This window comes from Rhodococcus sp. 11-3, from assembly GCF_023704055.1.
GTDB lineage: Bacteria > Actinomycetota > Actinomycetes > Mycobacteriales > Mycobacteriaceae > Rhodococcus > Rhodococcus aetherivorans.
This window is the reverse complement of record NZ_CP080406.1, coordinates 437,542-461,378: the sequence shown is the minus strand read 5'-3', so window position 1 is coordinate 461,378 and position 23,837 is coordinate 437,542. Positions and strand designations below refer to the sequence as shown.

The following is a 23,837-nucleotide window of genomic DNA, read 5'->3' as shown; positions in this document are numbered from 1 at the left end:
AGCTGCGGCAGTCATCCGCTTCGACCGACGCCCTCCAAGTGCACCAGGTTCTCGCCGAGGCCTTCGGTGAGCATCTCGGCGGCGGCGGTGACCTGGGCGACGGTGACCTCGAGATGCCGGCAGCCGGCGAGGACCTGCTCGAGCCCGCTCTGCTCGTCGGCGGTCAGGCCATCGGAGCGCAGCCTCGAAAACACGATCCGCCGGACCTTCGGCGCCGACCTTCCGAGCGGGGCGGCTCCGACCTTACGCCGTGGCCGTAGGTAGTCGCGGACGGTGGCGCAGCTCCGGCGATACTCCAATGTCCGACGTTCCTCGGAGACAGCAGAAGTGGAGACTTATCCGTAGTTGAGCCCACGCACGGAGACATCCGGCGAACTCGTCCCGCAGGCTGGGACGGCCGGCACGGCGATGACGAAGCGGAATCCACGGAGACAATCGGATCTTCCGGTAACCGGCGCCGGTGCGCCGAACCCGCCATTACCAATCGGCCACTCACATTCGTTGTTGCCGCGACATGGTGGGTGTCCATGTGGGTGCCGCTCCCCATAGACGCCGATCGCGCTCTAGCGCGGCTCACTTCTTCTTCGCGGCCGCCTTCGACGCCTTCTTGAACTCCCGGACCTCCTGCAGGGTCTGCGCGTCGACGACGTCGGCGATGGACCGCCGCGACCCGTCCTCGCCGTACTCCCCCGCGGCCTCCCGCCAGCCCTCCGGCCGCACCCCGATCTGCTTGCCCAGCAGAGCCAGGAAGATCCGGGCCTTCTGGTCGCCGTAGCCGGGCAGGGCCTTCAGGCGCTTCAGCACCTCCTTGCCGTCGGGGTCGCCGCTCGTCCACAGTGCTGCCGCGTCGCCGTCGTAGCGGTCCGTGACCTCGGCGCACAGCGCCTGGATCCGCTCGGCCATCGATCCGGGAAACCGGTGCACGGCCGGCGGCCGGGCGCAGATCGCGGCGAACTCGTCCGGATCGGCGTCGGCAATGCGGTGCACGTCCAGACCACCGAGGCGGTCGGCGAGCTTCTTCGGTCCCGCGAACGCGGTCTCCATCGGAACCTGCTGATCGAGGAGCATCCCGATGAGCAGGGCGAGCGGATCGGCGGCGAGCAACGCATCGGCGTCGGCATCACCCACGAGGTTCAACGTCGGTGCCATGGCCACGATCATGGCATCCGCGGCGGGCATGGGCCGAGGAGGCACTCCGCTTCGGTCGGTCATGTGAGTCAGGCCGCAGCCTGGGGCGGAGGGCGTGTTCGGCGGCGTAACGCCGGGCCGACGAACTCCTCGACCTTCGCCGGCGTGCGCGGACCTGGTACCGCGGTCGGTGTCGGCGGTACGATTCGCCTCGTGACGTCCTCGCCCGGGACAATCGCTCAGGCGCTGCACGGATCGTCCGTGGACATGGTGACCCTGCAACGCCGATACGGTGCGCAGTTTGCAATGGTCCGGAAGGTTCTCGGCGTAGCGCCGAATGCCGCCGCGTATTTGGAGATCTGGCCGATCGGGATGCGCACGTACAACGTGCTCGTACCCAACTTCCTCAACCTGCCCTTCCTGCTGTTCGGTTTCGGACCCCCCAAGGCGACGGTCGGCCTCGCCATGTACACGGCCAGCCGCGCAGCGGGGTGCGCATACTGCGCATCACACTGCTGCGCGTTCGCGCTCCGGCGTGGGGCCGACGAGGGTGATCTTGTGCGGATCGTGGGCCGGGGGCCGGCGTCGGGTGGCTACAGCAGTGCCGAGCGGTCCGCGCTCGACGTCGCGGAGGGACTCGGACGCGTTCCCGGGTCGCTGACCCCGGCGCAGCGGGATGCGCTGCGCGATTCCTTTTCTCCGGCGGACGCGGAGTGGTTGGTGCTCGCAGTCGCGGTGATGGGCTTCTTGAACAAATTCAATGACACTGTGGGCATTCCGCTCGAAGAGAGCATGCTGGCCCTCGCCGACGAGGTGATCGGTCCGACGGGCTGGACGGCCGGAAAACACCTGCCGATACCGGCAGCCACCGTAACGCCGACCAAGCCGCAACCGGACAGGTTTGTGGACCTGCTCGCCTTGTTGCCGGTCTTGCCGTCGGTGATCCGCGCCGACAAGCACTGGACGTCCGGTGTGCCACACAGTTGGCCGGCAGTCGGGATTCATCTCCGCCAGCGGACGGGCCACGACTTCCCGATCCTGGCGCACCTGTCACACGGCCGGGCGATTCGCGCACTCGCCGCCGTCCTCGGTGCCAACACCGACCCGAAGCAGAGCCGGCTCGGGTTGCGCGCGAAGCACCTGGCCGGTCTCGTGTACGCGAACGCAGTCGAAGACGAGGCGCTCGCGAAATCGGCGCGCAATCTGGCCGAATATGCCGGCGCAACCACTTCACAGCTCGCCGGGAGCCGCGCCGGGCTCGACGTGCACACCGACACGGCCCTCGCCTACGCCGAGGCCGCATCGAGCAGCCCCGCGCAGATCACCCCGGAGGTCGTCGCCGCTGCCACGAAGGAACTTGCGCCGCCGGAGATTATCGAACTGACGGTGTGGATTTCCGTGATGCAGCTCCTGCACCGGCTGCACGCCTTCTACGAGTGAGTTCTTCCACTTCCGCGCCGCGGCTCAACGCATGCTCTCGTGTTCGGCGTCGAGGTAGTCGAGCATCGGGGTCGGGGCGGGCAGCGTGCGGCGGCAGCCGGTGAGCCCGGCGACCGGCGGCCCGCCCGCCGCGAGGTGCGTGCCGTCGCGCAACGGCCACCGCCGACGTCGTGCCACACGTTCCTCTACCTTGCTCGCCGGCGGTGAAACGGACGGGTTCGGATGCCGGCGTCGACGTCACCCGCCCAGAGCGGACGCGACGAGGAATCCGAGGGCGGTGGATATTCCCACCCACCAGCCACCTTCCCGGTATGCCTCCGGCATCAGGGAATCGGCGAGGACCGCGATCGTCGCGCCACCGGCGAAGGCCTGGATGAGCGAGATCCCCGCGGGGGGCAGCGAGTCGGCATACGCCGTCGCGACGACCACCACGACCACCAGCAGCGCCGCCGTGATGCCCCAGATGAGCACGGCCTTCCGCCGGTCGAAGTTCGAGCGCATCGACGCGGCACCGGCGACCGCCTCGGGCACGTTGCCGACGGCGATGGCGACCAGCAGTACCATCCCGCCGGCACCGGCACCGCCGAGTGTCACCCCGAGGGCGGCGTTCTCCGGGATCCCGTCGAGCAACGCCCCGAGCATCAGCGCCCACCCCAATGCAGCGGCGCCGAGCCGGCGCTCGATCAACCGGTCGGCGACGACGTACACCACGGCACCGAGCAGCAGCGCGCCGCCTGCGGACCACAGGCCCTGGTCCGCGAAGGCGGGCGCGAACAATTCGGTGGACACCGCGGAGACCATGGCTCCGGCACCGAACGCCATCAGGGCCGCAAGCAGCGGACGGGGCAGGTCGTACCGGAGCCCCATCAGGGCACCGGCGAACAGCGGCACCGCGGTACCCAGGCCGTACCAGAAAGCTGTCAGCACCGTGCCACTCTACGGCAGAACGTGGCGTCCGCCCGGCCGGCGCCGGGTGGGCGCGTCCGACACGAAAACCGTTGAACACCAACGGTTACGTACCATTTCGCCGGAAACCCGACTACGGCGCGTATTCTGCCCCATCAGGCCCTTCGCCGGGGCTCTTCGGTGTGGGTTCCGGTATGCGCATCATGCGGAACGAGTTGAACACCCCGATGAGACCGGCGAGGAGGGGAATGAGCAGTGCCACCTGTAGGGCGAGCGGTCGTGCGTCGGTGTTGATACGGATGATCTCGTCTTGAAACTCCGGGGGTTCGCCGGCGAGCAGCTGTTCGAGCTGGGTGTTGCTCATGACTTCGGCGTCGTCCTCGAGGACCTGCGCCACCTGCTGTTGCTCTGCCTGCGGGAGCACGGTGCTCGATTCCGCCATTGCGGTGAAGGTGAGGGACAGCGTTGCCAGCATGATGGCGCCGGCGAACGCCAGCCCGAACGACAACCCGAACGATCCTGCCGCAGAATTGACGCCGGCGGCTTCGCTGATCCGCTCCTCCTCGATCGGGGCGAGTGTGTAGTTGTTGAGTTGAGAGACCAACAACCCCAATCCCGATCCGGCAATCACCAGGGGGATCACGAGGCCCCAGCCGAACTCCGCCCGCGGCACGATCGGGATCAGCGCCACGATCCCGATCGTGAGGAGAACGAATCCCCACCGGATGATGCCGCTCGGGCGGCGATCACTCGCCTTCTTCCCTGCGAGCAACGCCACTGCGAACATGCTGAGCGACAGCGGTGCGAGGGACAGGCCCGCCTGCAGCGCGTTGTACTCGAGCACCATCTGCAGGTAGATCGGCAGCGCGATCATCGTGCCGCCGAGCGCAATCTGCTGGAGCATCTGCCCGGAGATCCCCAGCTTGAAGATCTTGGAGCGGAACAAATCCGGGTCCAGCAGCGCCGGCTCGCCTCGACGTTTGCGCCGCACGAGCCAGTAGGCCAGCACAGCCAGCGCAATCGCACCGACCACCAGGAGCGCACCAACGGCTTCGCCGCCCTCCTGCCACACCAGGATTCCCAGCACGATCCCGCCCATGCCCAGAACGGAAAGTACCGCACCAATCAGGTCAACGCCCCGAGGTCCGGTGTACGGCACATCGTGGACGAGCCTGATACCGGACAGCACGACCCCGATGATGACGACCTCGAGCACAAACCCGACGCGCCACGACAGGTAGGTGGTGATGAAGCCTCCCAGCAGCGGTCCGACGGCAGCGGCAATCGCAGCCGCCGCCCCGACCAGCGCGTAGACCTTCTTCTGCGCCTCCCCCTCGAAATTGCCGTGGATGAGAGACTGCATGGCGGGCAACAGGAGTGACGCGCCGATCCCACCGAGTACGGCCCAGAAGACGACGATCACGGTCAGGCTCTGCGCGAACGCCATCGCCGACGCACCGACTGCGTAACCGAGCAGGCCGAGCACGTACGCACGCTTGCGTCCGATGAGATCACCGACCTTGCCACCGATCAGGATGAATGCCGCAGAAACCAACGCCTCGAGCGCGATCGCAGCCTGCACGCCGCTGACCGTCGTGCCGAGGTCGCGAACCACCGATGAGATCGAGACGTTCATCAGCGATGTGTCGACGACGAGCACGAACATCGCCATCGCCAGCAGTAGGGCGAGCAGGCGCTGCGGGCCCGCTGCCTTCTCGGAGGGATCGCTGGCCGTTGGTCTCTCGATCACCGGACACCCATCGTCCCGGCAGTGGTGACGTTCCCCCGGCCGTCCGTTTCGGCACGGGAGTGTGTCGACCGGCCGATCGCTCGCCCGCGGATACCCGCGGCATCAGCCCGGGTGGGCGATCGGCGGCGGGCAGCCTCTGACATCACGGCCACCTCCTGGGTGTACGCCCGCCCATCTTCAGCTCCTCGGCCCGGCACGGGAGGGGATGGCCGGGAGCACGACGTCAATCCCGTGACACGAGTGTCTCACGTGCGAGGCGACCTATCCAGAGCGCACGAGCCGGCCATGCGACGGCGGTCTCCGGGGAAACACGCCCCATGGGCTCGCGCGGTTCCATCGGATCGATCTCCGCCGAGGCGCGTTCGGTGTCGTAAGCGGGCCGCGGCCGGTGCGGGGCGCACGCGGGTGGCATTGAACAGGTCACGGCGACTCCCCCGCGGCGACGCCCACCCGGTCCTGCCAGGTGGCCTGCGCGCCGGAGTCGCCCACCCGATACACCTGAACCGTCGCGCCGACCCCGACGAGGACCGCGACGAGGGCGGTGACCACGGTCAGGAGCCGCACTCGTGCGGCCGGCATCGACCCACGCGAATCCAGCACGTGCAGGGCCCCGACCAGCATCGCCGCGGCGAACAGCCCAGCGGCGACGAACGGCATGGTGTCACCGAGCTCGGTATGGGTGTGCAGCAGTGCGGTGCTGTCGACCTGATGCTCCAGCGACTCACCGGCCTCGGCGGTCAGCGGGGTCAGGACGAGCAGTGCGGTGGCCAGCGCCGCAGTGGGCCACACGAGCCGCACACGGGCGGCGGGCCAGAGGGCCGAAAGGACGACTCCGACCGCCACGAGCGGCACCAACACTACGATGGCGTGCACGAACAGTATGTGCGCCGGGAGTCCGTTGATCTGGGACATGCTGCTCCTCGGGAGAGGGATGACCGGACATCTACTACTTTCTCGATAGTAGTAGATGTCCTGAGAGGAGCCTGAAACCGATGGCGCGGCGCCTACGCGGCACCCTGGAGCAGGAGATCGTCGACGTCCTTGCCGGCGCGGAAGAGCCGCTCACCGTGGCAAGGGTGAACGAGTTGCTGCCAGGAGCACTCGCCCACACCACCGTGATGACGACGCTGGCCCGCATGCACGGCAAGGGAATTCTGGACCGGACGCCATCCGGTCGTGGTTACGCGTATCGGCTCGCGGCACCGATCGAGACGCTCCCGGCTGCGCAGGCCGCCCGGGACATGCATCGGCTTCTCGACAAGTACGGCCGCCGCGCGGACGTGCTGGCCCGGTTCGTCGCGGAATTGACACCCGACGACGAGCGGATGCTGCTGAGGCTGCTCGGGCGCGAGGACGGCGAGCCGGACGAAGGGAGAGAGCCGTGATAATGCCTGCTGTCCTCGCTCCACTCGCGGTGGGAGCAGCGCTCGGTATCGGAGCCGAGCGCATCGCGGTACAGGCCCGGCCGGCGACAACGGTCCGGCTCCTACCTGTTCTCTCCGCTCTGTGCGCCCTGACATTGCTCTCGTCGGCGACTGCCGTGGCCCTCACGCTCATCCACCACCGGCCCGGCACGACATCCGTCGCAGTCGCGGCGATCCTCCTCACCGCCGCTCTGTGTGCCACAGCCGGGGGCCTGCGGCACCTCTGGCACGTCCGGCAGAACCTTTGCGCAGCAACTCGATTCTGCCGAATCCTCCCCCGGACGGAGGGCTACCTCCTCGCCCGGAGCCCGGTCGCCGACGCCTACTCCGTCCCCGGGCGAGGGGGCGGGATCGTCGTGACGACCGCCATGAAGTCGGCTCTCACCGAGGACGAACTGACCGTATTGCTCGCACACGAGCACGCCCACCTGCGGCACCATCATTCCCGGTGGATCCAGATCGCCGAGACGGCGGCCGCACTCCACCCGCTGCTGCGGCCGGTTCCCGACGTCGTTCGCCGGGCCGCGGAGCGGTGGGCCGACGAGGAAGCCGCCGCCGGTGGCCGTCGCGCGGCCGCCCAGGCCGTCGCCGCCGCAGCCGTCGCGAGAAGCCGCTCCCTCGAGGCTCATTCGTCGACCACGCTCTCGGTGGCGGGCGGTGACGTAGTCGAACGCGTGCACGCGCTGGTCGATCCGCCTCGGCTTCCGTGGGCTCGCACGGTCGCCGCGACGCTGATCGTGGCGATCGCGCTGGTGTCGTTCTCGGCTCTGCGGACAACGGATATCGTCCAGGACGTGCTTCTTCCGGAACACGAGACGCCCCACCTCGTCCTGCAGCGGTGAAGCCGAGCGGACGACGCCGGCCGCCCGCCTCACCGCCTTGTGGACTCACCGCCCTGGGGATTCCGCCTGCACGTCGAACCGCTCGTGATACCGCTGCTCCGCCTCCCGTAGCACCCTGGGACTGAGCCGCGCGTGCGGCTGGATGTCGATCACCAACGGTTCCTGGTCGGGTCCGCGGCCGACCATCGTCCCCTTGAGCAGCCAGAGGAAGCATCCGTCGGGCGTATGCCGCGTGGCGTACCGGTGGACCCGCCGTGCCACCCAGTCCTCGACGGGCCGACGCCACCACGGCTCCGGCGCGACCGGCACGACAGACCAACCAGGCAGGGTGACATTGCCTTCGACATCCCGCGTGGGGCCGTCCGCGGCGTCCGCGGCCGGTCCCGGTGAACAGCGCAGATAGATGAGCGGATCCCCCGCGACGAGAGCGGCGAGCTGATCGAGGCTCGCGATGACCTGCATGTCGTCGGGATCCGGATACATCTCCTCACGTGGCGCCATCGAGGTCCTCGGTTCGTCAGGCGACCGCAGGATTCGTCGGCGAGGAGCCGGCGACCTGCGCGAGAAATTCGTGCCGGCACTTCGCGCGTTCCGAGTCCTGCGACCTAGCGATGGTGGCTCCCTCCGTCGACGGTCCTTCACGGACGCCGTCCGGATACCCGGTACCCGGCGCGCTACTCCCGGTCCGCGGTCGACAGGGGCTCCCCCGACCAGTGCGCCTGGGGTGGGATCCGGTGACGCGAACGCCGACTCGAGCGCCTCGGCGATCCTTCGGTACCCGATCTCCGGTTGGGATGGTCTCTGTGATCGAGCAGCGGTGGGATCCGCGCCACCGGCGGAACCCTTGAAGGGTGTGGGCGGGCACAGAACGCAGGCCGGACGCACCATGTGCGCGCGTATCGTTCGCCTATGGCACTGCACGGTGACGAATCCGAGTACACCCGCGTTCTCGAGGACGTTCAGGCCCTCGTCGCACACGCGATCGGTGCCGGGAACTCGGCCGACAGCGTCCGGGAGTTCTGGCGCGAGCAGATCGACCGCTACGTCGAGGACGCGGCCACCGGCTGAATGTCACACGCGTTCGATGTGACCGAAGCGATGTGACATTCGGCCAGGACGACCGGGCCGTGACGGCGAGAATTGCCCGCGGCCCGACGGACGCCGAGCCGAGTTGTCCACCGCTTGTCCACAGAGTTGTCCACAGGTGGGGGAAACACCCGTAGGCCCCGGTCGCCGCGTGACGACCGGGGCCTACGGGGAGGAGCTACTTGCCCAGGGCCTTCTCGGTCGCCGCGAGCAGCACGCACGTCGCGACGCCGTCCATGGCGGTGGCGAGTTCGTTCAGCGACGGGAAGCTCGGGGCGAGCCGGATGTTCTTGTCCTCGGGGTCGTTCTTGTACGGGAACGCCGACCCGGCCGCGGTCAGCGCGATCCCCGCGTTCTTCGCGAGGGAGATGACCCGCTTGGCGGTGCCCTCCACCACGTCGAGGCTGATGAAGTAGCCGCCCTTCGGCTCGGTCCAGGACGCCACCTTCGACGGCCCGAGCCGGTCCTCGAGGATCTTCAGCACGAGCGCGAACTTCGGTGCGAGGAGCTCGCGATGCTTGGCCATGTGGGCCCGCACCCCGTCGGCATCACCGAAGAAGCGCAGATGACGCAGCTGGTTGACCTTGTCCGGGCCGATGGTCTTGATACCCAGGAACTTCTCGTACCACGCCAGGTTCTCGGCCGAGCTGCCGAAGAAGCTGACGCCGGCGCCGGCAAAGGTGATCTTGGATGTCGAGGCGAGGACGAACACGCGGTTCGGGTGCCCGGCCTCGGCCGCCATGCCCAGGATGTCCAGGGCGGGGGCGGCCTCCTCGACCAGGGGATGCACGGCGTACGCGTTGTCCCAGAAGATCCGGAAGTCCGGCGCGGCGGTCGGCATCGACGCCAGTTCGCGGGCGGCGCGCTCGGAGTACACGGCGCCGGTCGGGTTCGAGTAGGTGGGCACCGCCCACATGCCCTTGATCTGCGGGTCCGAGCCGACGAGCGCGGCGATCTTCGCCAGGTCCGGCCCGTCGTCGTGCATGGGCACCGGGATCATCTCGATCCCGTACGACTCGGTGATCGCGAAGTGCCGGTCGTAGCCGGGCGCGGGGCACAGGAACCTGACGACGGGTTCCTGGGACCACGGGCGCGGTGAATCCACCGTGCCGTGCAGCAACGACGCCACGACCAGGTCGTGCATGATCTCGAGGCTGGCGTTGTTGCCGGCGATCAGGTTCTCGGTGGGGATGCCCAGGAGCTCCCCGAAGATGGCGCGCAGCTCGGGCAGTCCGCGCAGGCCGCCGTAGTTACGGCAGTCCGTGCCGGACGCGTCGCGGTAGTCGTCGACCCCGGGCAGCGACAGCAACTCCGCGGAGAGGTCCAGCTGCTCGGGGGACGGCTTGCCGCGAGTCAGGTCCAGCGTCAGCTTCTCGGCTTCGAGTCGCGCGTAGTTGTGGGACTGGCGCTCGTGCTCTGCGACGAGTTCCTCATGGCTCATCAACCCAATCTGGGTTTGGGTAGGCATGCGGAAGGACCTTTCACCGCGCCCAACGGCACGGGCATCGGCATCGGAAGCTAGGGGACCCCGCGCACCCGGCAGAGCCCGTTGACCCTTGCTGCCTTCCGGCCCTGGGGGAGTTCACAGGATGCGCGCCGCGCGGGATCCATCGGCCAGTGTAGACAAACATCGCTCCGAACCGTGAATCGGCACCGCCACACCCCGCCGAAACCCGCGGCGACCTCCCCGTTTGGCAACCACCAGGTCATATTCGGTATGCTTCCCCACGGAGGATTCGCCTAGTGGCCTATGGCGCTCGCCTGGAACGCGGGTTGGGTTAACGCCCTCAGGGGTTCAAATCCCCTATCCTCCGCCACGGGGAAGCCCCTGTGATCCGCAGCTTCGCGGATCACAGGGGCTTTTTCGCTTCCCTGTCGTGTCGGCCCCACCCTCTAGCCTCGCGGCATGCGCTTCTCCGGCATCGTCGAGGTCTTTCCCGGCCCGGGCGGCTGGCACTACCTCGACGTGCCGGCCCGGATCGTCGAGGCCGTGACGAGCGTCGCCGTACGCGGACTGATCCCGGTACGCGCCCGCATGGGCGGCACCGAGTGGGACACGTCCCTGCAGCCGCGGGGCGACGGCCGGCATTTCCTCGCGTTGAAGAGGTCGGTGCGCGCCGCCGAGTCGGTCGAGGTGGGCGACACGGTGACGATCACGGTCGCGGAGCGCTGACGCGCCGGGCGGCTCACTCGCAGGCGACACCGTCCCGGTCACCGTCCATCTCCTCGCTGTACCCGGGCTGACCGGCGTACAGCGGCGCGGCGCCGGCGGCCCGCGCCTCGGCGCAGTTGCGGTAGGTCGCGGCGGCGGCCGGCGGCGATGCCACCGACGGGGCCGGTTCCGGCGCCACGGTCGCGGCAGGCGCGGCGGGCACGGGCGCCGGAGCGGCGGCGCCGCACTCGGTGAGGACGCGGACCATCGCGTCGTGCTCGGCCTGGGTCACCCACAGCTGATAGAGGGCCTTGACCTCGATCTGCCGCGCGACGTACGTGCACCGGTAGGACCGGTTCGGCGGCAGCCAGGTCGCGGCGTCGCCGTCGCCCTTCTGCTGGTTGGCGTCGCCGTCGACGGCCTGCAGGTTGCGGGGATCGTTGGCGAAGTTCGCGCGGGTCTGCTGGTCGAGCTGCTGGGCACCCTTCTGCCACGCGTCGGACAGCGCGACGACATGGTCGATCTGCACGTCGGCGGAGGTGTCCTGGCCACGGCGGAACTCGATGGTCGTGCCGGTGTAGGCGTCGTGGAGGGTGCCGAAGAGGACCACGCAGTCCCGGGTGGCGGTCTTGTAGGTGATGTCGACGAGGTCGCGCCGCAGGATTTCGTTGCGGGTGTCGCAGCCGTTGCGGCCGCCGTCGACGTCGACGTCGTCGCTCCACGCCGGGCCGAAGAGTTCGCGGTCGTAACCGGTCTTGGGCGCTCGCCCCTTGACCGGCAGCGTCGCGAGCGTGGCCAGCGCCGACGAGGCGGATGCGTCCGCGGGAACGTGGGTCGGCGCCGGTGCGGGGGCCGGGGGCGGGGTGGTCGTCACCGTCGGGGTCGCGGCGACGGTGGGCGCGTGCGCCGGGGTGGCGGTGTCCGTTGCTGCGGCGCATCCGGTCAGCAGCAGGGCCGCCGCGGCGAGTCCGGCGCTCCATCCCCGCCTGCGGTGGTTCGGGGACTGGCGGGACGGTGAGGCGAACACGCTGGGTACTCCTGGGGGCGGGATGCGGTACGGCGGCACCCTCCGCGGGGGAACGAAAGGGCGTCTCCCGGAGGTCGTACCGGACATCCCTTTCGTTACCAGAGGTAACAGCACAAGGTGATTACGATTTGTCCGTGGTCGGATACGGCAGACAACTCACGGCCCTCGCCATCGCGCTGTCCGGCCTCGCCGGATTCGTCGACGCGCTCGGCTTCATCACCCTCGGGGGCGTGTTCGTGTCGTTCATGAGCGGCAACTCCACGCGCATGAGCGTCGGCCTGGCCGACGGCGCCTGGGGCCAGGCGGCCCTCACCGCCGGCATCATCGGGCTCTTCCTCGTCGGTGTCGTCCTCGGCGGGGTGGTGGCGCAACTGTCCGACCGCAGCCGGCGCGCCCGCAAGACCGCCGTCCTCGCCGCGGTATCCGCGCTGCTGCTACTCGGTGCGCTCGCCCACACGGCGGGGTGGACGCCCGTCGCGGTGGTGGCGATGACCCTCGCCATGGGCGCGGAGAACTCGGTGTTCCAGCGCGACGGCGAGGTGAGCGTGGCCCTGACGTACATGACCGGGGCGCTCGTCAAGATCGGGCAGCGGCTCGCGGCCGCGCTGTTCGGCGGGCCCCGCTGGAGCTGGCTGCCGTACCTGGGCCTGTGGCTGGGCCTGGTGACCGGCGCCGTCGGCGGTGCCCTCGCGCATCGGGCGTTCGGACTGCACGCCCTGTGGGTCGCCACCGCGGTCGCCGTCGCACTCACCGTCGCGGTGCGGCACCTGCCGTACCGGCCGTGACGGAAGCCGGTTCCCCACGCAGGCAGCGATTGTCGGAGCCTGCGCCTACGCTCGTGGGCCATGAGGTGGTATGTGCCGAGCACTCCCAGCGCGGACCTCGCCGAGCACCTGGTGTGCGTGTGGTCGGCGGTCTCCGACGGGCAGAGTCACCTCCTCGTTCCGGACGGATGCGTCGACGTCCTGTGGATCGCCGGCGTCGGCATCCGCGTGTGCGGTCCGGAAACCTCCGCGTGGTCGTTCACCCTGCCGCCCGGCGTCGTCTCCGCCGGCGTTCGGTTCCGCCCCGGTCTCGCCTCGTTCGCCCTGCGCGCGTCGGCCGCGCAACTCCGCGATACCCGCGTCGGGTTGGACGACCTGATCGGCTCGGCCGGGGCCAGACCACTCGCCGACCGGCTCGACAACGCCCGGACCGCCCCCGAACGGCTCGAGGTGTTCCAATCCGCGGTGCGGCGCTGGCTCGCGCACGGCCTTGCCCCCGACCCGCTGATCGGGCACCTCCGGCAGGCACTGTCCGGGCACTCGTGGAGCGTCGGCACGCTCGCCGACACCGCCGCACTCACCGAGCGTCAGCTGCAGCGCCGCTGCAACGAGGCGTTCGGGTACGGCCCGGCCACGTTGCGATCGATTCTTCGCCTGCAACGGTTCATGGCCCTCGCCGACGCCGGTCCCGGGCGCGGACTGGCCGAACTCGCATCGGTCGCCGGCTACAGCGACCAGTCGCACCTGAACCGTGAGGCCCGCAGGATCTCCACCCTGACGCCCACCGCCCTGCTCGCCGGCGAGGCACCACGGTGGCACGGCCCGGGCTCGGCACTCGATGTCCGAAGTATCCAATCCCTCGGCGACCTCGGGGCGGAAGAATTCGCGGCATGACCGAGACCCTCTCCCCCGCCCGTCACTACCGCGAACTCGCGGCGAAGTTCACCACACGCGTCGAGGCCGTGCCGGCCGACCGGTGGGACGCGCCGTCGCCCTGCGAGGGCTGGACCGCCCGCGACGTGCTGCGGCACGTCGTCGACACGCAGCGGCAGATCGTCACCGTCGTCGGCCTGGAACTGCCCGCCTGCCCCTCGCCGGACACCGACCCGGCCGGCGCGTGGGCCGCCACCCGCGACGGCATGCAGGCGATCCTCGACGATCCGCAGCGCGCCGGCCTCGAGTACGACGGCCACTTCGGCCGCACCACCCTCGCCGCGACCGTCGCGCGGTTCTACAACTTCGACCTCGTCGTGCACGGCTGGGACATCGCCCGCGCCGCCGGCCTGGACGACTCCGTCGACGACGAGGATCTCGACTTCGTGGAGGCGACGGCGCAGGCCCTGGGCGACTCGATCCGTATGGAGGGGGTCTGCGGGCCCGCCGTCGAGGTGCCCGCGGACGCCGACCGGCGGACCCGGGTGCTCGCGCACCTGGGCCGTCGCGCCTGATCGGCGGTAGCGCCGCGCCTGATCGGCGGTGGCGTTGCGCCTGATCGGCGGTGGCGTTGCGCCTGATCGGCGGTGGCGTTGCGCCTGATCAGCGGTAGCGTCGGGGGATGCGCGCCCCGGGCTCCTGGCTTCCGGTGTCGTTGCTGGCTGTGGCCGCCCTCCTGTCCGGCCCCGCCGGGGCGGCACCGTCGGTGCCCGCGCCCGTCACGTCCGTCGGCATCCCGGCGACGGGACTGACCACCGACGTCCCGGCGACGTCCGCGACGATGTACGCGGGCGTGACCGACTCGGCGGACCCACCGCTCCCGCGCGACGTCGCCGAGAGCGGTGCCCCGGTGTCCGTCGGCGACAAGTTCGACGAATATCCCTATGTCCGTTACGAACTCGAATTCCCCGCCGGAACCGAGGCGGTGACGCTCCGGTGGCAGGGCCGCAGCGTCAACCTCGACGACCTCGCCCTGCACGTGCGCACGGGCCGATCGTGGGGCGAGCCGCGCGCCGTGGCCCGGCCCGCAGCGCCCGGCGGACCGATCGTGCTCGAGGCCCGGATCACCGGCATCGCCGGCCGCGTGGAGATCCTGGTGATCGACGGGCCCCGTCGCGACCGGGGTTTCCGCGACGCCAACGCCGTACCGGACCAGGCGTTCGCCGATCCGGCGGACTACGACTTCGCTATCCAGCACCTCACCGACACCCAGTACCTCGCCCGCGACGACACCGCCGCCTTCCGGGCCATGACGACCTGGACGGCGCAGCAGGCCCGCGACCGGAAGATCGCGTACACCGTGCACACCGGGGACCTGATCCAGTCGTGGATCCGGCCGGGCGCCCCGGACGCCCGCGCCCGCGCGGAGTTCGAGGTCGCGTCGGAGGCGATGGGAATCCTCGAGGCGGCCGGGATGCCCTACGGGGTCCTGCCCGGCAACCACGACAACCTGTGGAACGTCGCGGGCCGGCTCGTGCCGGGCGAGCACGAACGCAACCACGCGCTGTACAACGAGTACTTCGGGCCGCAGCGGTTCCGGGACCGGCCGCAGTGGGGCGACTCGGTGACCGACACCGACAACTCGGCGCACTACGACCTGTTCGAGATCGCCGGCGCCCGGTTCCTCGTCCTCTACATCGGCTACAACCCGGCGGAGCACGTGATGCGCTGGGCCGAGCAGGTGCTGGCCGCCCATCCGGACCGCAACACGATCGTCGCCGCGCACTACTACCTGGACGAGGACGGGCGCCTACGGATGAGCGGATTCGGCGACATCGGCGGCAGTTCGGGCCAGCAGATCTGGAACCGGCTCGTCGTGCCGCACGAGTCGGTGTTCATGGTGCTGTCCGGGCACGTGGACGGGCAGACGACCGTGACCGACCGCCCGATCCCCGGCAGCGACCGGCGCGTGGTCGAGATGCTCGCCGACTATCAGTACTTCCTCGTCGACGGTCGACGCGCGACGGCGTTCCAGCGGTTGCTGCAGTTCGATCTCGACGACGGCACGGTCGCCGTCACCACCCACTCCCCCGCGCTCGACAGCTTCCGGGTGGAGGACCACGACCCGCGGCGCCGCTACACGCCGGAGGACGGCGACTTCGTGGTGGACGTGCAACTGCGCGCCGCCGTGCCGCGTGCGGTACTCCCCGGCTGAGTCCGGATCACCTTGCCGCCGAGACGAGTTCGCGGACGCGCGGCGCGACCTCCTGCGCGAATCGCTCGATGTCGGGGCGGGCATCGGTGCCGAGCACGAAGCCGCTGATGCCGTGGCGCAGGGTCAGCTCCGCGAGCTGCTCCGCCCACACGGCGGGCGGCCCGGCGAGGAACCCGCCGTCCGCACCGCCGTCGAATCGGCCGCTGATGTTGTAGAGCCGGCGGATCTCGCGCGGGTCCCGGCCGGCGTCCACAGCCGCCTCGTCGACCCTCCTCGACATCTCGGCGAGCCGGTCCGGCGAAGCGGCGAACGCGCTGGGCAGCCACCCGTCGGCGGCGCGTCCGGTGAGGGCGAGCATGCGAGGACCGTAGGCGCCGAGCCAGATTCCGATGTCGTGGGCGGGCGCCGGGCCGCGCTTGGCGCCGGCGAGACGGTAGTGGGTGCCGTCGACGCGGGCGCCACCCCGGCGGTCGGCCCACAGCTCCCGGATGACGGTGATCGCCTCCTCCAGCGCGTCGACGGCTTCGCCCGTGGTGCGGTGCGGTCCGCCGTTCGCGGCGATCGCGTCCCAGTAGGCGCCCGCGCCGAGGCCCAGCTCCACGCGTCCGCCGCTGAGGCGGTCGAGGGAGGCCGCGCTGCGCGCGAGGATCGCCGGGCCGCGCAGCGGCAGGTTCGCCACGTTCGGCGCCACGAGTACCCGCGTCGTCCGCGCGGCGACCCAGGTCAGCAGGGTCCAGGCGTCGAGGAAACGGGCCTGGTACGGGTGGTCCTGGAAGGTGACCAGGTCCAGGCCGGCGCGTTCGGAGGCGACCGCGAGGTCGACGACCGCGGCAGGGTTCTCGGCGGCCGGCGTGAGGAAGCTGCCGAAGAGGAGCTTCCGGCCGTACTCGGGCATGGCGTCCTCCCGGTGGTGAGCCGACCGCTTCATCGTGCTGCATCCGGACGGCCGTGGGAAGTTTGCCGCCACCGTCACGGGGAATGCGGGATAATCGGTCACATTCGATCCTCCGGAGGTTCCCGTGCGACTGAGCAACGTTCCGCTCCGGCTGGCCACCGGTGCTTTCATCCTCAATTCCGGGCTGGGCAAGCGCGATCTCCCGCCCGAGGCCGCCGCAGGGCTGCAGGACATGGCGAGCAAGGCGCTCCCCCGGCTCGGGAAGATGCGGCCGGAGACGTTCGGCCAGGCCCTGTCGACCGCTGAGATCGGCGTCGGCACCCTGCTGCTGGCGCCCGTCGTCTCCCCCGTCGTGGCCGGCGCCGCGCTGACCGCGTTCAGTTCGGGTCTGCTCGCGATGTACTGGCGGATGCCCGGCATGCACGAGGGCGGATCGTTCCGCCCGACCCAGCAGGGCACGCCGATCGCCAAGGACGTCTGGCTCCTCGGGGCGGGCCTGTCCCTGATCATCAGCGGGGTGAGCAGGACCTGACCGAGCGGGACCGCGGCGGTGCAGGTCCGGCAGGTGTGCCCCTGTCTCACCGTGCCACGGGTGAGCGCTCCGCCGGAGGTTCAACGCGGCGCACCAGGGGGTAACGCCGAATCATGAACACACGACGTACAACCTTGATCGCAGGCGTGTCCCTGACCGCACTCGTCGCCGCCGGATGCGGCGGCGACGACGCCTCGACGGACAACCAGGCCACCGTCGAGACGCCTCCCGCGTCTTCGGAAACGACGACCACCGGCATGCCCACCCCCCTGCCCGGCACGGATGGAGTGGCCTTCCAGCTGCCCGGGGAAGGTGGTGGCGACGACAACGCCTACACCTACGACGAAGCCGCCGTCCCGGTGGGGTCGACCGTGACCGTCGAATCCGAAGAGGAAGACGGCCGCACGACGGTCACGCTCAACGCAACCGGTCTTGCGCCCACCCGCGACTTCGGCGTGCACGTACACACGCAGCCGTGCGGGCCACAACCGTCGGATGCGGGGCCGCACTATCAGAACAACGTGGACCCCGCGGCCACCCCGCAATCTCCGTCGACGGATCCGGCCTACGCGAACCCCCGGAACGAGATCTGGCTCGACATCACCACCGACGGCGACGGCAACGCCCAGACGTCGACGACGGTCGACTGGGCGGTCCGCGACGGTGAGGCCGCATCCGTGGTACTCCACGCGCAGCGCACCAGGACCGGTCCCGGCGAGGCCGGCATGGCCGGTGATCGCCTGGCCTGCATCGACGAGAACTTCTGACGAACGCCGGCGGTCCTGGAACCGCCCGGCCGCACGCGGCACCGCAGGTGGTGCAGCGACGGTCGCCGACACCGCCCCGAGGTGCGGGGTCGATGCCCCATACCGACGTATGGAGATGCGCGCAGGTACGGTGCATCCATGCGCGCGCGCCCCTATGCCACCACCAGCCCCACGCGTCTCGCCGCGGCCCTGCTCGAGGTCGCGGCGCGGATCGGGCTCGACGGCGCCAGCGTGCGCGAGGTGGCCAGCCATGCAGGTGTATCGATCGGCGCCGTGCAGCACCACTTCCCTACCAAGGACGAGATGCTCGCCTACTCGTTCCGCGCGCTCGCCGAACGGGTGCTGACGCGGCTGAGCACCGTCGACCCCGACATCGATCCGGCGCGCACCCTGTTCGCGGCGCTGAGCCAGCTGCTGCCGCTCGACGACCAGCGCACCGCCGAGGCGCACGTGATGGCGGCGTTCACCGTGCGGGCCGCGACGTCGCCGTCGTTGAGCACGATCCGGCACACGACGCTGTTCACGATGCGCACCGCGGTCTCCGCCGTCCTGATCCGGATGGGCACCGCGGAGCCCGAGACCCGGGCGGCGCTCCTGCTGGCCGCGGTCAACGGCCTGGCCCTCGACGCCGTCGCCAGCCCGGAGCTGTATCCGCCGGAGTACCTCACCCACGCGCTGCACACCCAGATCCAGCTGTCGCTCGACGGCGCCGACGCCCACTGATCGCCTTCGAAAATGCCTGTGGCCGAATGTCACACGCGTTCGATCTGATCGACGCGATGTGACATTCGGCCACACACACAGGGGGTGGGTCAGCGGGCGGTCCAGCCGCCGTCCATCGTGTAGGAGGCGCCGGTGACCATGCCGGCGTCGTCCGAGGCCAGCCACGCGACGAGGGAGGCCACCTCCCCGGGTTCGACGAGCCGCTTGATCGCCGGCTCGGTGAGCAGCACGTCGGCGAGCACTCGCTCCTCGTCGATGCCGTGCAGCCGGGCCTGGTCGCTGATCTGCTTCTCCACCAACGGCGTTCGCACATAGCCCGGGTTGACGCAGTTGCTGGTGACGCCGTGCGGACCGCCCTCGAGGGCCGTGACCTTCGACAGCCCCTCGAGGCCGTGCTTGGCGGTGACGTACGCGGACTTGAAGGCCGACGCCCGCAGGCCGTGCACCGACGACACGTTGACGATGCGCCCGAATGCCCGGTCGTACATGTGCGGCAGGGCCGCCTTCACGAGGAGGAAGGGCACCTCCACCATCAGGGTCTGGATCCGGCGGAAGTCGGTGAGGGCGAACTCCTCGATCGGGCGGACGACCTGGATGCCGGCGTTGTTGACGAGGATGTCGACCTCGAGCCGGAGCCCGTCGAGCTGGTCGGTGTCGAGCAGGTCCACCGCCCACGCCTGCCCGCCGATCTCGTGGGCGAGGGTCTTGGCGGCGACCTCGTCGACGTCGGCGACGGTGACCTGCACGCCGCGGGCGCCCAGTTCCCGGGCGCACGCCGCCCCGATGCCGCCGGCGCCGCCGGTGATCAGCGCGGTGCGGGCACTCATGCGGACACCGCCGTCTTCTCGGCGCCGACGGCGCGGGCATCCGCGGCATCGATGTCGCGCAGGCTGATGCCCTTGGTTTCGCGGGCGGCGACGACGGCGATGATCGTCACCACGGACGCCACGGCCAGGTAGATCGCGATGGGCACAGCGCTGCCGTAGCGGCTGAGCAGCGCGGTCGCGATGATCGGCGCGAGCGAGCCGGCGACGATGGAGGTCACCTGGTAGCCGAGCGAGACACCCGCGTAGCGCATGCGGGTCGGGAACATCTCGGCCATGATCGCGGGCTGGCCGGCGTACATGAAGGCGTGGAACACCAGTCCGATGACGATGGCGGACATGACGAGGGCGTTGTGCCCGCTGTCCATCATCGGGAAGGCGAAGAAGCCCCACGTGCCGGCGGTGACGGCACCGACCATGTACACCGGGCGGCGGCCGAAGGTGTCGGACAGGCGCCCGACGACGGGGATGATCGCGAAGTGCACGGCGTGCGCGGCGAGCATCCACCACAGGATGGTGGAGGTGTTCGCACCGACGACCACCTTGAGATAGGTGATCGAGAACGTGACGACGAGGTAGTACATGACGTTCTCGGCGAAGCGCAGACCCATGGCGGTGAACACGCCGCGCGGGTATCGCTTGACGACCTCGACGACGCTGTACGAGCTGGACTTGATCTGCTCGGCCTCACGCTGGGCCTCGAGGAAGATCGGCGCGTCGGTGACCTTGGTGCGGATGTAGTAGCCGACCAGCACGATGACGGCCGACAGCCAGAACGCGATACGCCAGCCCCACGAGAGGAACGCCGCGTCGGACAGCGTGGTGGTCAGGATCAGCAGGACGACGGTGGCGACGAGATTGCCCATCGGCACGCCGGCCTGCGGCCACGACGCCCAGAAGCCGCGCGAACGGTTGGGGCTGTGCTCGGCGACGAGCAGCACCGCGCCGCCCCACTCGCCGCCCACGGCGAAGCCCTGGACGAAACGCAGCGTGACGAGCAGCGCGGGCGCCCAGTAGCCGATGGCACCGAAAGTGGGCAGACAGCCCATGAGGAAGGTGGCGACGCCGACGAGCACGAGGCTGGTCTGCAGCAGCTTCTTGCGGCCGAACTTGTCGCCGAAGTGGCCGAACACGACGCCGCCGAGGGGCCGCGCGACGAAGCCGACGGCGTAGGTGACGAACGCGGCGATGATGGCGTCGAGCTCGTTGCCGTTGTCGGGGAAGAAGACCTTGGAGAACACCAGGGTGGCGGCGGTGCCGTAGAGGAAGAACTCGTACCACTCGACGACGGTGCCGGCCATCGACGCGCCGACGACCTTGCGCAGGCCCGAGGCGGGGGTCTCGTCCGGTGTACGGCCGTCGGGCCGTGCCTGTTCGACGCTCATGGGTTCGTCCTCCTCGGTTCGACTGTGACGGGCAACACTTCTGAACGCATGTGCCGAGTATTGATGCACAGATCTGCATGCACAATGACGCGATCCGCAGAGCAGATCTGCAAGAATGCACACATGAGCGCGCCGTCGGCCGATGACCTGCTGGTTCTGCTGGCCGTCGGCCGCACGGGCCGCTTCACGACCGCCGCCGACGACCTCGGCGTCAACCACACCACCATCGCCCGTCGTATCGCGGCGCTGGAGAAGAGCCTCGGCGGGCGCGTGCTGGCCCGCGCGTCGGGCGGATGGGAGCTCACCGAGCTCGGCCGCTCGGCCCTCGCCGCGGCCGAGCGGATCGAGGCCGCCGTCGCCGGGCTGGCCGGACCCGACGGGGACCGCGGGCTCGAGGGCGTCGTCCGGGTCTCGGCGACCGACGGCTTCAGCGCCTACATCGCGGCCCCGGCCGGTGCGCTGGTGCGGCGACGGCACCCGGGCGTGGCGGTGGAGATCGTCGCGGCCACGCGTCGCGCGTCGCAGCAGCGGTCCGGCCTCGACCTCGAGGTGGTGGTGGGACGCCCCCAGGTGCACCGCGCCGAGGCGCACCGGCTGGCCGACTACACCCTCGGCCTGTACGCGGCGCGGGACTACGTCGCCGAACACGGTGCCCCGACGACGGTGCGTGAGCTGAGCCGTCATCCCCTGGTGTACTTCATCGACTCGATGCTGCAGGTCGACGACCTGGACCTGGCCCGTCGCATCGCCCCGGACATGCACGAGTCGGTGAGCTCGACCAACGTGTTCGTCCACGTCGAGGCGACCCGCGCCGCGGCCGGGCTCGGGCTGCTGCCGTGCTTCATGGCCGACCGGCACGCCGACCTGGTGCGGATCCTCCCCGGGGAGGTGGAGGCGCGGCTGAACTACTGGATGGTGGCGCGGTCGGAGACGCTGCGCCGGCCGGAGGTCGCCGCCGTCGTCGCGGCGATCCGCGAGACCGTGCACGCCCAGCGCTCCGTCCTGCTCGGCCGGCCCGTCGCGTGACCCACCGGCGTGCAGGTGACCGAATGTGACATCACGCTCGATAGTCTGACCAAATGTCACATTCGGCCGGGGACGCGCGGGTTGGGGCCGGCCGGTTCGCCCCGAGCCCGTCGGGCGACCTGCACCTCGGAAACCTGCGCACGGCGGTCCTCGCGTGGCTGTTCGCCCGGAGCACCGGGCGGCGGTTCCTGATCCGCGTCGAGGATCTGGACCGGGTCCGGCCCGGCGCGCAGGAACGTCAGCTCGCCGACCTCGCCGCGCTGGGCCTGAACTGGGACGACGAGGTGGTCCACCAGTCGCGGCGGCTGCCCCTCTACGACGCCGCGATCGCCCGCCTCACCCGCGCGGGCCTGACCTACGAGTGCTTCTGCACGAGACGCGAGATCCAGCATGCGGCGTCCGCGCCGCACGCCCCGCAGGGCGCCTATCCGGGAACGTGCCGGAACCTCACCGAGGCCGAACGGGAGGCGAAACGGGCGTCGGGGCGGCCCGCCGCGCTGCGCCTGCGGTCCGGCGCCGCCACCTTCACCGTGGCGGACGTGGTGCACGGCAGCTTCACCGGTGTCGTCGACGACCTCGTGCTGCGCCGCGGCGACGGCATCCCCGCCTACAACCTGGCCGTCGTCGTCGACGACGCGGCGCAGGGCATCGACCAGGTGGTACGCGGCGACGACCTGCTCACCTCGGCACCGCGGCAGGCCTATCTCGCGGCGCTGCTCGGGCTTCCGGTACCCACCTACGCGCACGTGCCGCTGGCGCTGAACGTGCACGGCAAACGCCTCGCCAAGCGCGACGGTGCCGTCACGCTCACCGACCAGGCGGCGCTGGGCCACACCGCGGCCGACGTCCTGAGCCGGATCGCGGTCTCGCTCGACCTGGCGGACAAGGACGAGCCCGTCACGCCGGAGCTGCTGCTCGAACGATGGAATCCGGCCCGGCTCCCGCGGGAGCCGTGGGTGTACGACGGCAGCTGGTGACCGGTATCGGTGCAGCGCGACAGCCCTGCGGGGTCCGCGCGGCCGGCACCGCCGCGTAGTCCGGTTCGCGCCGGTCGTCCGGCTCGCGGAAGTTCCGGTGATCGTGCAATTCGGGCGCGTCGGACGTAGTGTGCGCAGTCGACAACGCGATTGGCTCCACCCTCCCACCGAGAAGGATCCGATGACGACCGGCGGTTACGACCCCAGCAAAGAGCCCAACAACCAGGGCGGCGAACCCAACCCCCCGCAGGGCGGCTACCCCCCGCCTCCCGGCAACTACCCACCCCCCGGCAACTATCCCCCGCCCGGGAACTATCCGCCCCCGCCCGGCAACTACCCGCCTCAGGGTGGCTACCCGCCCCCGCCGGGCAACTACCCGCCTCAGGGCGGCTACCCGCCCCCACCCGGCAGCTACCCGCCCCCGCCCGGCAACTACCCCTCGGGCGGTAGCCAGTACGGCGGATTCGGCGCCCCCACGCAGCTCAACGTGGGTGACGCGATCGGCTACGGCTGGAAGAAGTTCAGCCAGAACGCGGGCGTCTGGATCGCGTTCGTCGTCGCGGCGGCGCTGATCCAGTTCGTGATCAACGTGATCTTCGGCGGCTTCGACACGAACGAACTGACGGCGCTCAGCATCATCGGCGCGATCGTCAGCGTGTTCGTCAGCATCCTGATCCAGGCCGCCTACGTGCGCGGCGCGCTGCACGAAACCGACGGCAATCGTCCGTCGTTCGGCTCGTTCTTCCAGTTCGAGAACATCGGCGCCGTGGTGGTCGCGAGCCTGCTCGTCTCGCTCATGACCGTGGTCGGTTTCATCCTGCTGATCATCCCCGGCTTCATCGTCATCTTCCTGACCTGGTGGACGCTGCAGTTCGTCATCGACCAGAACCAGCAGCCGGTGGACGCGATCAAGTCCAGCTTCCGGGCCATCTCGTCCAACGTGGGACCGCTGCTGCTGCTGGCGCTGGCTCTGGTCGGCATCAACATCCTCGGCGCCATCCCGTGCGGCCTGGGTCTGCTCGTCACGATTCCGCTGACGATCATCGCCTCCACCTACGCCTACCGGGTGACCACCGGCCGCGGCGTCGCGCCCTGACGGAC

Annotated in this window: 27 protein-coding genes, 1 tRNA gene and 1 other RNA gene; 16 read left to right on the top strand and 13 right to left on the bottom strand. The window is 70.1% G+C overall.

The window, feature by feature from the left end; genetic code table 11:
• Positions 1-11: 11 nt before the first annotated feature.
• Together KZJ41_RS02055 and KZJ41_RS02050 are read right to left on the bottom strand one after the other, a co-directional pair.
• Positions 12-194, bottom strand: coding sequence for a hypothetical protein (locus tag KZJ41_RS02055; RefSeq protein ID WP_065923154.1), 183 nt, complete (start codon positions 192-194; stop codon positions 12-14).
• Between the two features lie 379 nt (positions 195-573).
• A complete protein-coding gene (locus tag KZJ41_RS02050; protein ID WP_050036244.1) occupies positions 574-1,149 on the bottom strand; it encodes an HhH-GPD-type base excision DNA repair protein in 576 nt (191 codons plus the stop codon).
• A gap of 192 nt (positions 1,150-1,341) precedes the next feature.
• Here KZJ41_RS02050 and KZJ41_RS02045 point away from each other — a divergent pair, with 192 nt between their 5' ends.
• On the top strand, positions 1,342-2,568 hold the full coding sequence (locus KZJ41_RS02045; protein ID WP_157127597.1) for a carboxymuconolactone decarboxylase family protein: 1,227 nt from the start codon (positions 1,342-1,344) through the stop codon (positions 2,566-2,568).
• A 24-nt stretch (positions 2,569-2,592) separates the two neighbouring features.
• Here KZJ41_RS02045 and KZJ41_RS02040 read toward each other — a convergent pair whose 3' ends face one another.
• The 4 genes from KZJ41_RS02040 to KZJ41_RS02025 form a co-directional block, all read right to left on the bottom strand.
• Positions 2,593-2,745, bottom strand: coding sequence for a hypothetical protein (locus KZJ41_RS02040; RefSeq protein ID WP_157127598.1), 153 nt, complete (start codon positions 2,743-2,745; stop codon positions 2,593-2,595).
• A gap of 60 nt (positions 2,746-2,805) precedes the next feature.
• Entirely contained in the window at positions 2,806-3,495 is a 690-nt protein-coding gene (locus KZJ41_RS02035; RefSeq protein WP_065923156.1) for a ZIP family metal transporter, read from the bottom strand.
• Between the two features lie 112 nt (positions 3,496-3,607).
• Positions 3,608-5,224 (bottom strand): MFS transporter, encoded by a 1,617-nt coding sequence (locus KZJ41_RS02030; RefSeq protein WP_065923157.1) that lies wholly within the window; start codon positions 5,222-5,224, stop codon positions 3,608-3,610.
• Between the two features lie 420 nt (positions 5,225-5,644).
• The gene (locus KZJ41_RS02025) at positions 5,645-6,136 is read right to left on the bottom strand and encodes a DUF2231 domain-containing protein (protein ID WP_029547105.1); all 492 of its coding nucleotides are present in this window, start codon (positions 6,134-6,136) and stop codon (positions 5,645-5,647) included.
• A gap of 80 nt (positions 6,137-6,216) precedes the next feature.
• Here KZJ41_RS02025 and KZJ41_RS02020 point away from each other — a divergent pair, with 80 nt between their 5' ends.
• Together KZJ41_RS02020 and KZJ41_RS02015 are read left to right on the top strand one after the other, a co-directional pair.
• Positions 6,217-6,609 (top strand): BlaI/MecI/CopY family transcriptional regulator, encoded by a 393-nt coding sequence (locus tag KZJ41_RS02020; RefSeq protein ID WP_029547104.1) that lies wholly within the window; start codon positions 6,217-6,219, stop codon positions 6,607-6,609.
• A gap of 2 nt (positions 6,610-6,611) precedes the next feature.
• Entirely contained in the window at positions 6,612-7,490 is an 879-nt protein-coding gene (locus tag KZJ41_RS02015; protein ID WP_084648682.1) for a M48 family metalloprotease, read from the top strand.
• A gap of 45 nt (positions 7,491-7,535) precedes the next feature.
• Here KZJ41_RS02015 and KZJ41_RS02010 read toward each other — a convergent pair whose 3' ends face one another.
• A complete protein-coding gene (locus tag KZJ41_RS02010) occupies positions 7,536-7,991 on the bottom strand; it encodes a DUF6098 family protein (RefSeq protein ID WP_065923158.1) in 456 nt (151 codons plus the stop codon).
• Between the two features lie 408 nt (positions 7,992-8,399).
• Here KZJ41_RS02010 and KZJ41_RS02005 point away from each other — a divergent pair, with 408 nt between their 5' ends.
• On the top strand, positions 8,400-8,558 hold the full coding sequence (locus KZJ41_RS02005; protein WP_157127600.1) for a hypothetical protein: 159 nt from the start codon (positions 8,400-8,402) through the stop codon (positions 8,556-8,558).
• A 196-nt stretch (positions 8,559-8,754) separates the two neighbouring features.
• Here the strand turns inward: KZJ41_RS02005 and KZJ41_RS02000 are convergent, their stop codons facing one another.
• Together KZJ41_RS02000 and ffs are read right to left on the bottom strand one after the other, a co-directional pair.
• The gene (locus tag KZJ41_RS02000) at positions 8,755-10,044 is read right to left on the bottom strand and encodes an aminotransferase class I/II-fold pyridoxal phosphate-dependent enzyme (RefSeq protein WP_006943089.1); all 1,290 of its coding nucleotides are present in this window, start codon (positions 10,042-10,044) and stop codon (positions 8,755-8,757) included.
• Between the two features lie 49 nt (positions 10,045-10,093).
• Positions 10,094-10,188, bottom strand: an RNA gene (gene ffs, locus KZJ41_RS01995) — signal recognition particle sRNA small type.
• A 117-nt stretch (positions 10,189-10,305) separates the two neighbouring features.
• Here ffs and KZJ41_RS01990 point away from each other — a divergent pair.
• Positions 10,306-10,393: transfer RNA gene (locus KZJ41_RS01990), tRNA-Ser, on the top strand.
• Positions 10,394-10,482: 89 nt separating this feature from the next.
• Positions 10,483-10,749 carry a DUF1905 domain-containing protein gene (locus KZJ41_RS01985; protein ID WP_065923159.1) on the top strand — a complete coding sequence of 89 codons (267 nt, stop codon included), beginning with the start codon at positions 10,483-10,485 and terminating at the stop codon, positions 10,747-10,749.
• Positions 10,750-10,762: 13 nt separating this feature from the next.
• On the opposite strand, the gene KZJ41_RS01980 is transcribed toward KZJ41_RS01985, so the two are convergent.
• Positions 10,763-11,755, bottom strand: coding sequence for a DUF1524 domain-containing protein (locus KZJ41_RS01980; protein WP_065923160.1), 993 nt, complete (start codon positions 11,753-11,755; stop codon positions 10,763-10,765).
• 134 nt (positions 11,756-11,889) lie between these two features.
• Between KZJ41_RS01980 and KZJ41_RS01975 the strand changes: the two genes are divergently transcribed.
• The 4 genes from KZJ41_RS01975 to KZJ41_RS01960 all read left to right on the top strand — a co-directional run bounded on the left by KZJ41_RS01975 (position 11,890) and on the right by KZJ41_RS01960 (position 15,607).
• Positions 11,890-12,540 carry a YoaK family protein gene (locus tag KZJ41_RS01975; RefSeq protein WP_029547091.1) on the top strand — a complete coding sequence of 217 codons (651 nt, stop codon included), beginning with the start codon at positions 11,890-11,892 and terminating at the stop codon, positions 12,538-12,540.
• Positions 12,541-12,600: 60 nt separating this feature from the next.
• Positions 12,601-13,413, top strand: a complete 813-nt coding sequence (locus tag KZJ41_RS01970; protein WP_174824754.1) for a helix-turn-helix domain-containing protein — start codon at positions 12,601-12,603, stop codon at positions 13,411-13,413.
• Positions 13,410-13,967, top strand: a complete 558-nt coding sequence (locus KZJ41_RS01965) for a TIGR03086 family metal-binding protein (protein WP_065923161.1) — start codon at positions 13,410-13,412, stop codon at positions 13,965-13,967. Before KZJ41_RS01970 ends, KZJ41_RS01965 begins: the two co-directional genes overlap by 4 nt.
• Before the next feature lie 107 nt (positions 13,968-14,074).
• Positions 14,075-15,607 (top strand): metallophosphoesterase, encoded by a 1,533-nt coding sequence (locus KZJ41_RS01960; protein ID WP_251550062.1) that lies wholly within the window; start codon positions 14,075-14,077, stop codon positions 15,605-15,607.
• A 7-nt stretch (positions 15,608-15,614) separates the two neighbouring features.
• Here the strand turns inward: KZJ41_RS01960 and KZJ41_RS01955 are convergent, their stop codons facing one another.
• Positions 15,615-16,502: an LLM class flavin-dependent oxidoreductase gene (locus KZJ41_RS01955; RefSeq protein ID WP_065923565.1), complete on the bottom strand. Its 888-nt coding sequence runs from the start codon at positions 16,500-16,502 to the stop codon at positions 15,615-15,617.
• Positions 16,503-16,626: 124 nt separating this feature from the next.
• Here KZJ41_RS01955 and KZJ41_RS01950 point away from each other — a divergent pair, with 124 nt between their 5' ends.
• The 3 genes from KZJ41_RS01950 to KZJ41_RS01940 all read left to right on the top strand — a co-directional run bounded on the left by KZJ41_RS01950 (position 16,627) and on the right by KZJ41_RS01940 (position 18,524).
• Positions 16,627-17,034, top strand: a complete 408-nt coding sequence (locus KZJ41_RS01950; protein WP_006943069.1) for a hypothetical protein — start codon at positions 16,627-16,629, stop codon at positions 17,032-17,034.
• 113 nt (positions 17,035-17,147) lie between these two features.
• On the top strand, positions 17,148-17,801 hold the full coding sequence (locus KZJ41_RS01945) for a superoxide dismutase family protein (protein ID WP_006943067.1): 654 nt from the start codon (positions 17,148-17,150) through the stop codon (positions 17,799-17,801).
• A gap of 138 nt (positions 17,802-17,939) precedes the next feature.
• The gene (locus tag KZJ41_RS01940; protein ID WP_006943066.1) at positions 17,940-18,524 is read left to right on the top strand and encodes a TetR/AcrR family transcriptional regulator; all 585 of its coding nucleotides are present in this window, start codon (positions 17,940-17,942) and stop codon (positions 18,522-18,524) included.
• 89 nt (positions 18,525-18,613) lie between these two features.
• On the opposite strand, the gene KZJ41_RS01935 is transcribed toward KZJ41_RS01940, so the two are convergent.
• Both KZJ41_RS01935 and KZJ41_RS01930 read right to left on the bottom strand, forming a co-directional pair.
• Complete coding sequence (locus tag KZJ41_RS01935; RefSeq protein ID WP_065923162.1) at positions 18,614-19,351, bottom strand: 3-hydroxybutyrate dehydrogenase; 738 nt, start codon at positions 19,349-19,351, stop codon at positions 18,614-18,616.
• Entirely contained in the window at positions 19,348-20,733 is a 1,386-nt protein-coding gene (locus KZJ41_RS01930) for an MFS transporter (protein ID WP_006943064.1), read from the bottom strand. Before KZJ41_RS01930 ends, KZJ41_RS01935 begins: the two co-directional genes overlap by 4 nt.
• A gap of 123 nt (positions 20,734-20,856) precedes the next feature.
• On the opposite strand from KZJ41_RS01930, the gene KZJ41_RS01925 reads away from it, so the two are divergent.
• The 3 genes from KZJ41_RS01925 to KZJ41_RS01915 all read left to right on the top strand — a co-directional run bounded on the left by KZJ41_RS01925 (position 20,857) and on the right by KZJ41_RS01915 (position 23,832).
• Positions 20,857-21,759, top strand: coding sequence for a LysR family transcriptional regulator (locus KZJ41_RS01925; protein ID WP_006943063.1), 903 nt, complete (start codon positions 20,857-20,859; stop codon positions 21,757-21,759).
• Between the two features lie 53 nt (positions 21,760-21,812).
• The gene (gene gluQRS / locus KZJ41_RS01920; RefSeq protein ID WP_065923163.1) at positions 21,813-22,736 is read left to right on the top strand and encodes a tRNA glutamyl-Q(34) synthetase GluQRS; all 924 of its coding nucleotides are present in this window, start codon (positions 21,813-21,815) and stop codon (positions 22,734-22,736) included.
• A 181-nt stretch (positions 22,737-22,917) separates the two neighbouring features.
• Positions 22,918-23,832, top strand: a complete 915-nt coding sequence (locus KZJ41_RS01915) for a membrane protein (RefSeq protein ID WP_029547082.1) — start codon at positions 22,918-22,920, stop codon at positions 23,830-23,832.
• Positions 23,833-23,837 lie beyond the last annotated feature (5 nt).

Coding starts and splice junctions, on each gene's coding strand:
- KZJ41_RS02005 (WP_157127600.1), top strand. CDS start 8,400: ATGGCACTGCACGGTGACGAATCCGAGTACACCCGCGTTCTCGAGGAC.
- KZJ41_RS02025 (WP_029547105.1), bottom strand. CDS start 6,136: ATGTCCCAGATCAACGGACTCCCGGCGCACATACTGTTCGTGCACGCC.
- KZJ41_RS01930 (WP_006943064.1), bottom strand. CDS start 20,733: ATGAGCGTCGAACAGGCACGGCCCGACGGCCGTACACCGGACGAGACC.
- KZJ41_RS01940 (WP_006943066.1), top strand. CDS start 17,940: ATGCGCGCGCGCCCCTATGCCACCACCAGCCCCACGCGTCTCGCCGCG.
- KZJ41_RS01925 (WP_006943063.1), top strand. CDS start 20,857: ATGAGCGCGCCGTCGGCCGATGACCTGCTGGTTCTGCTGGCCGTCGGC.
- KZJ41_RS01945 (WP_006943067.1), top strand. CDS start 17,148: ATGAACACACGACGTACAACCTTGATCGCAGGCGTGTCCCTGACCGCA.
- KZJ41_RS02015 (WP_084648682.1), top strand. CDS start 6,612: ATGCCTGCTGTCCTCGCTCCACTCGCGGTGGGAGCAGCGCTCGGTATC.
- gluQRS (WP_065923163.1), top strand. CDS start 21,813: ATGTCACATTCGGCCGGGGACGCGCGGGTTGGGGCCGGCCGGTTCGCC.
- KZJ41_RS01915 (WP_029547082.1), top strand. CDS start 22,918: ATGACGACCGGCGGTTACGACCCCAGCAAAGAGCCCAACAACCAGGGC.
- KZJ41_RS01955 (WP_065923565.1), bottom strand. CDS start 16,502: ATGCCCGAGTACGGCCGGAAGCTCCTCTTCGGCAGCTTCCTCACGCCG.
- KZJ41_RS02020 (WP_029547104.1), top strand. CDS start 6,217: ATGGCGCGGCGCCTACGCGGCACCCTGGAGCAGGAGATCGTCGACGTC.
- KZJ41_RS01985 (WP_065923159.1), top strand. CDS start 10,483: ATGCGCTTCTCCGGCATCGTCGAGGTCTTTCCCGGCCCGGGCGGCTGG.
- KZJ41_RS01965 (WP_065923161.1), top strand. CDS start 13,410: ATGACCGAGACCCTCTCCCCCGCCCGTCACTACCGCGAACTCGCGGCG.
- KZJ41_RS02050 (WP_050036244.1), bottom strand. CDS start 1,149: ATGGCACCGACGTTGAACCTCGTGGGTGATGCCGACGCCGATGCGTTG.
- KZJ41_RS02000 (WP_006943089.1), bottom strand. CDS start 10,044: ATGCCTACCCAAACCCAGATTGGGTTGATGAGCCATGAGGAACTCGTC.
- KZJ41_RS01970 (WP_174824754.1), top strand. CDS start 12,601: ATGAGGTGGTATGTGCCGAGCACTCCCAGCGCGGACCTCGCCGAGCAC.
- KZJ41_RS01935 (WP_065923162.1), bottom strand. CDS start 19,351: ATGAGTGCCCGCACCGCGCTGATCACCGGCGGCGCCGGCGGCATCGGG.
- KZJ41_RS02010 (WP_065923158.1), bottom strand. CDS start 7,991: ATGGCGCCACGTGAGGAGATGTATCCGGATCCCGACGACATGCAGGTC.
- KZJ41_RS01960 (WP_251550062.1), top strand. CDS start 14,075: ATGCGCGCCCCGGGCTCCTGGCTTCCGGTGTCGTTGCTGGCTGTGGCC.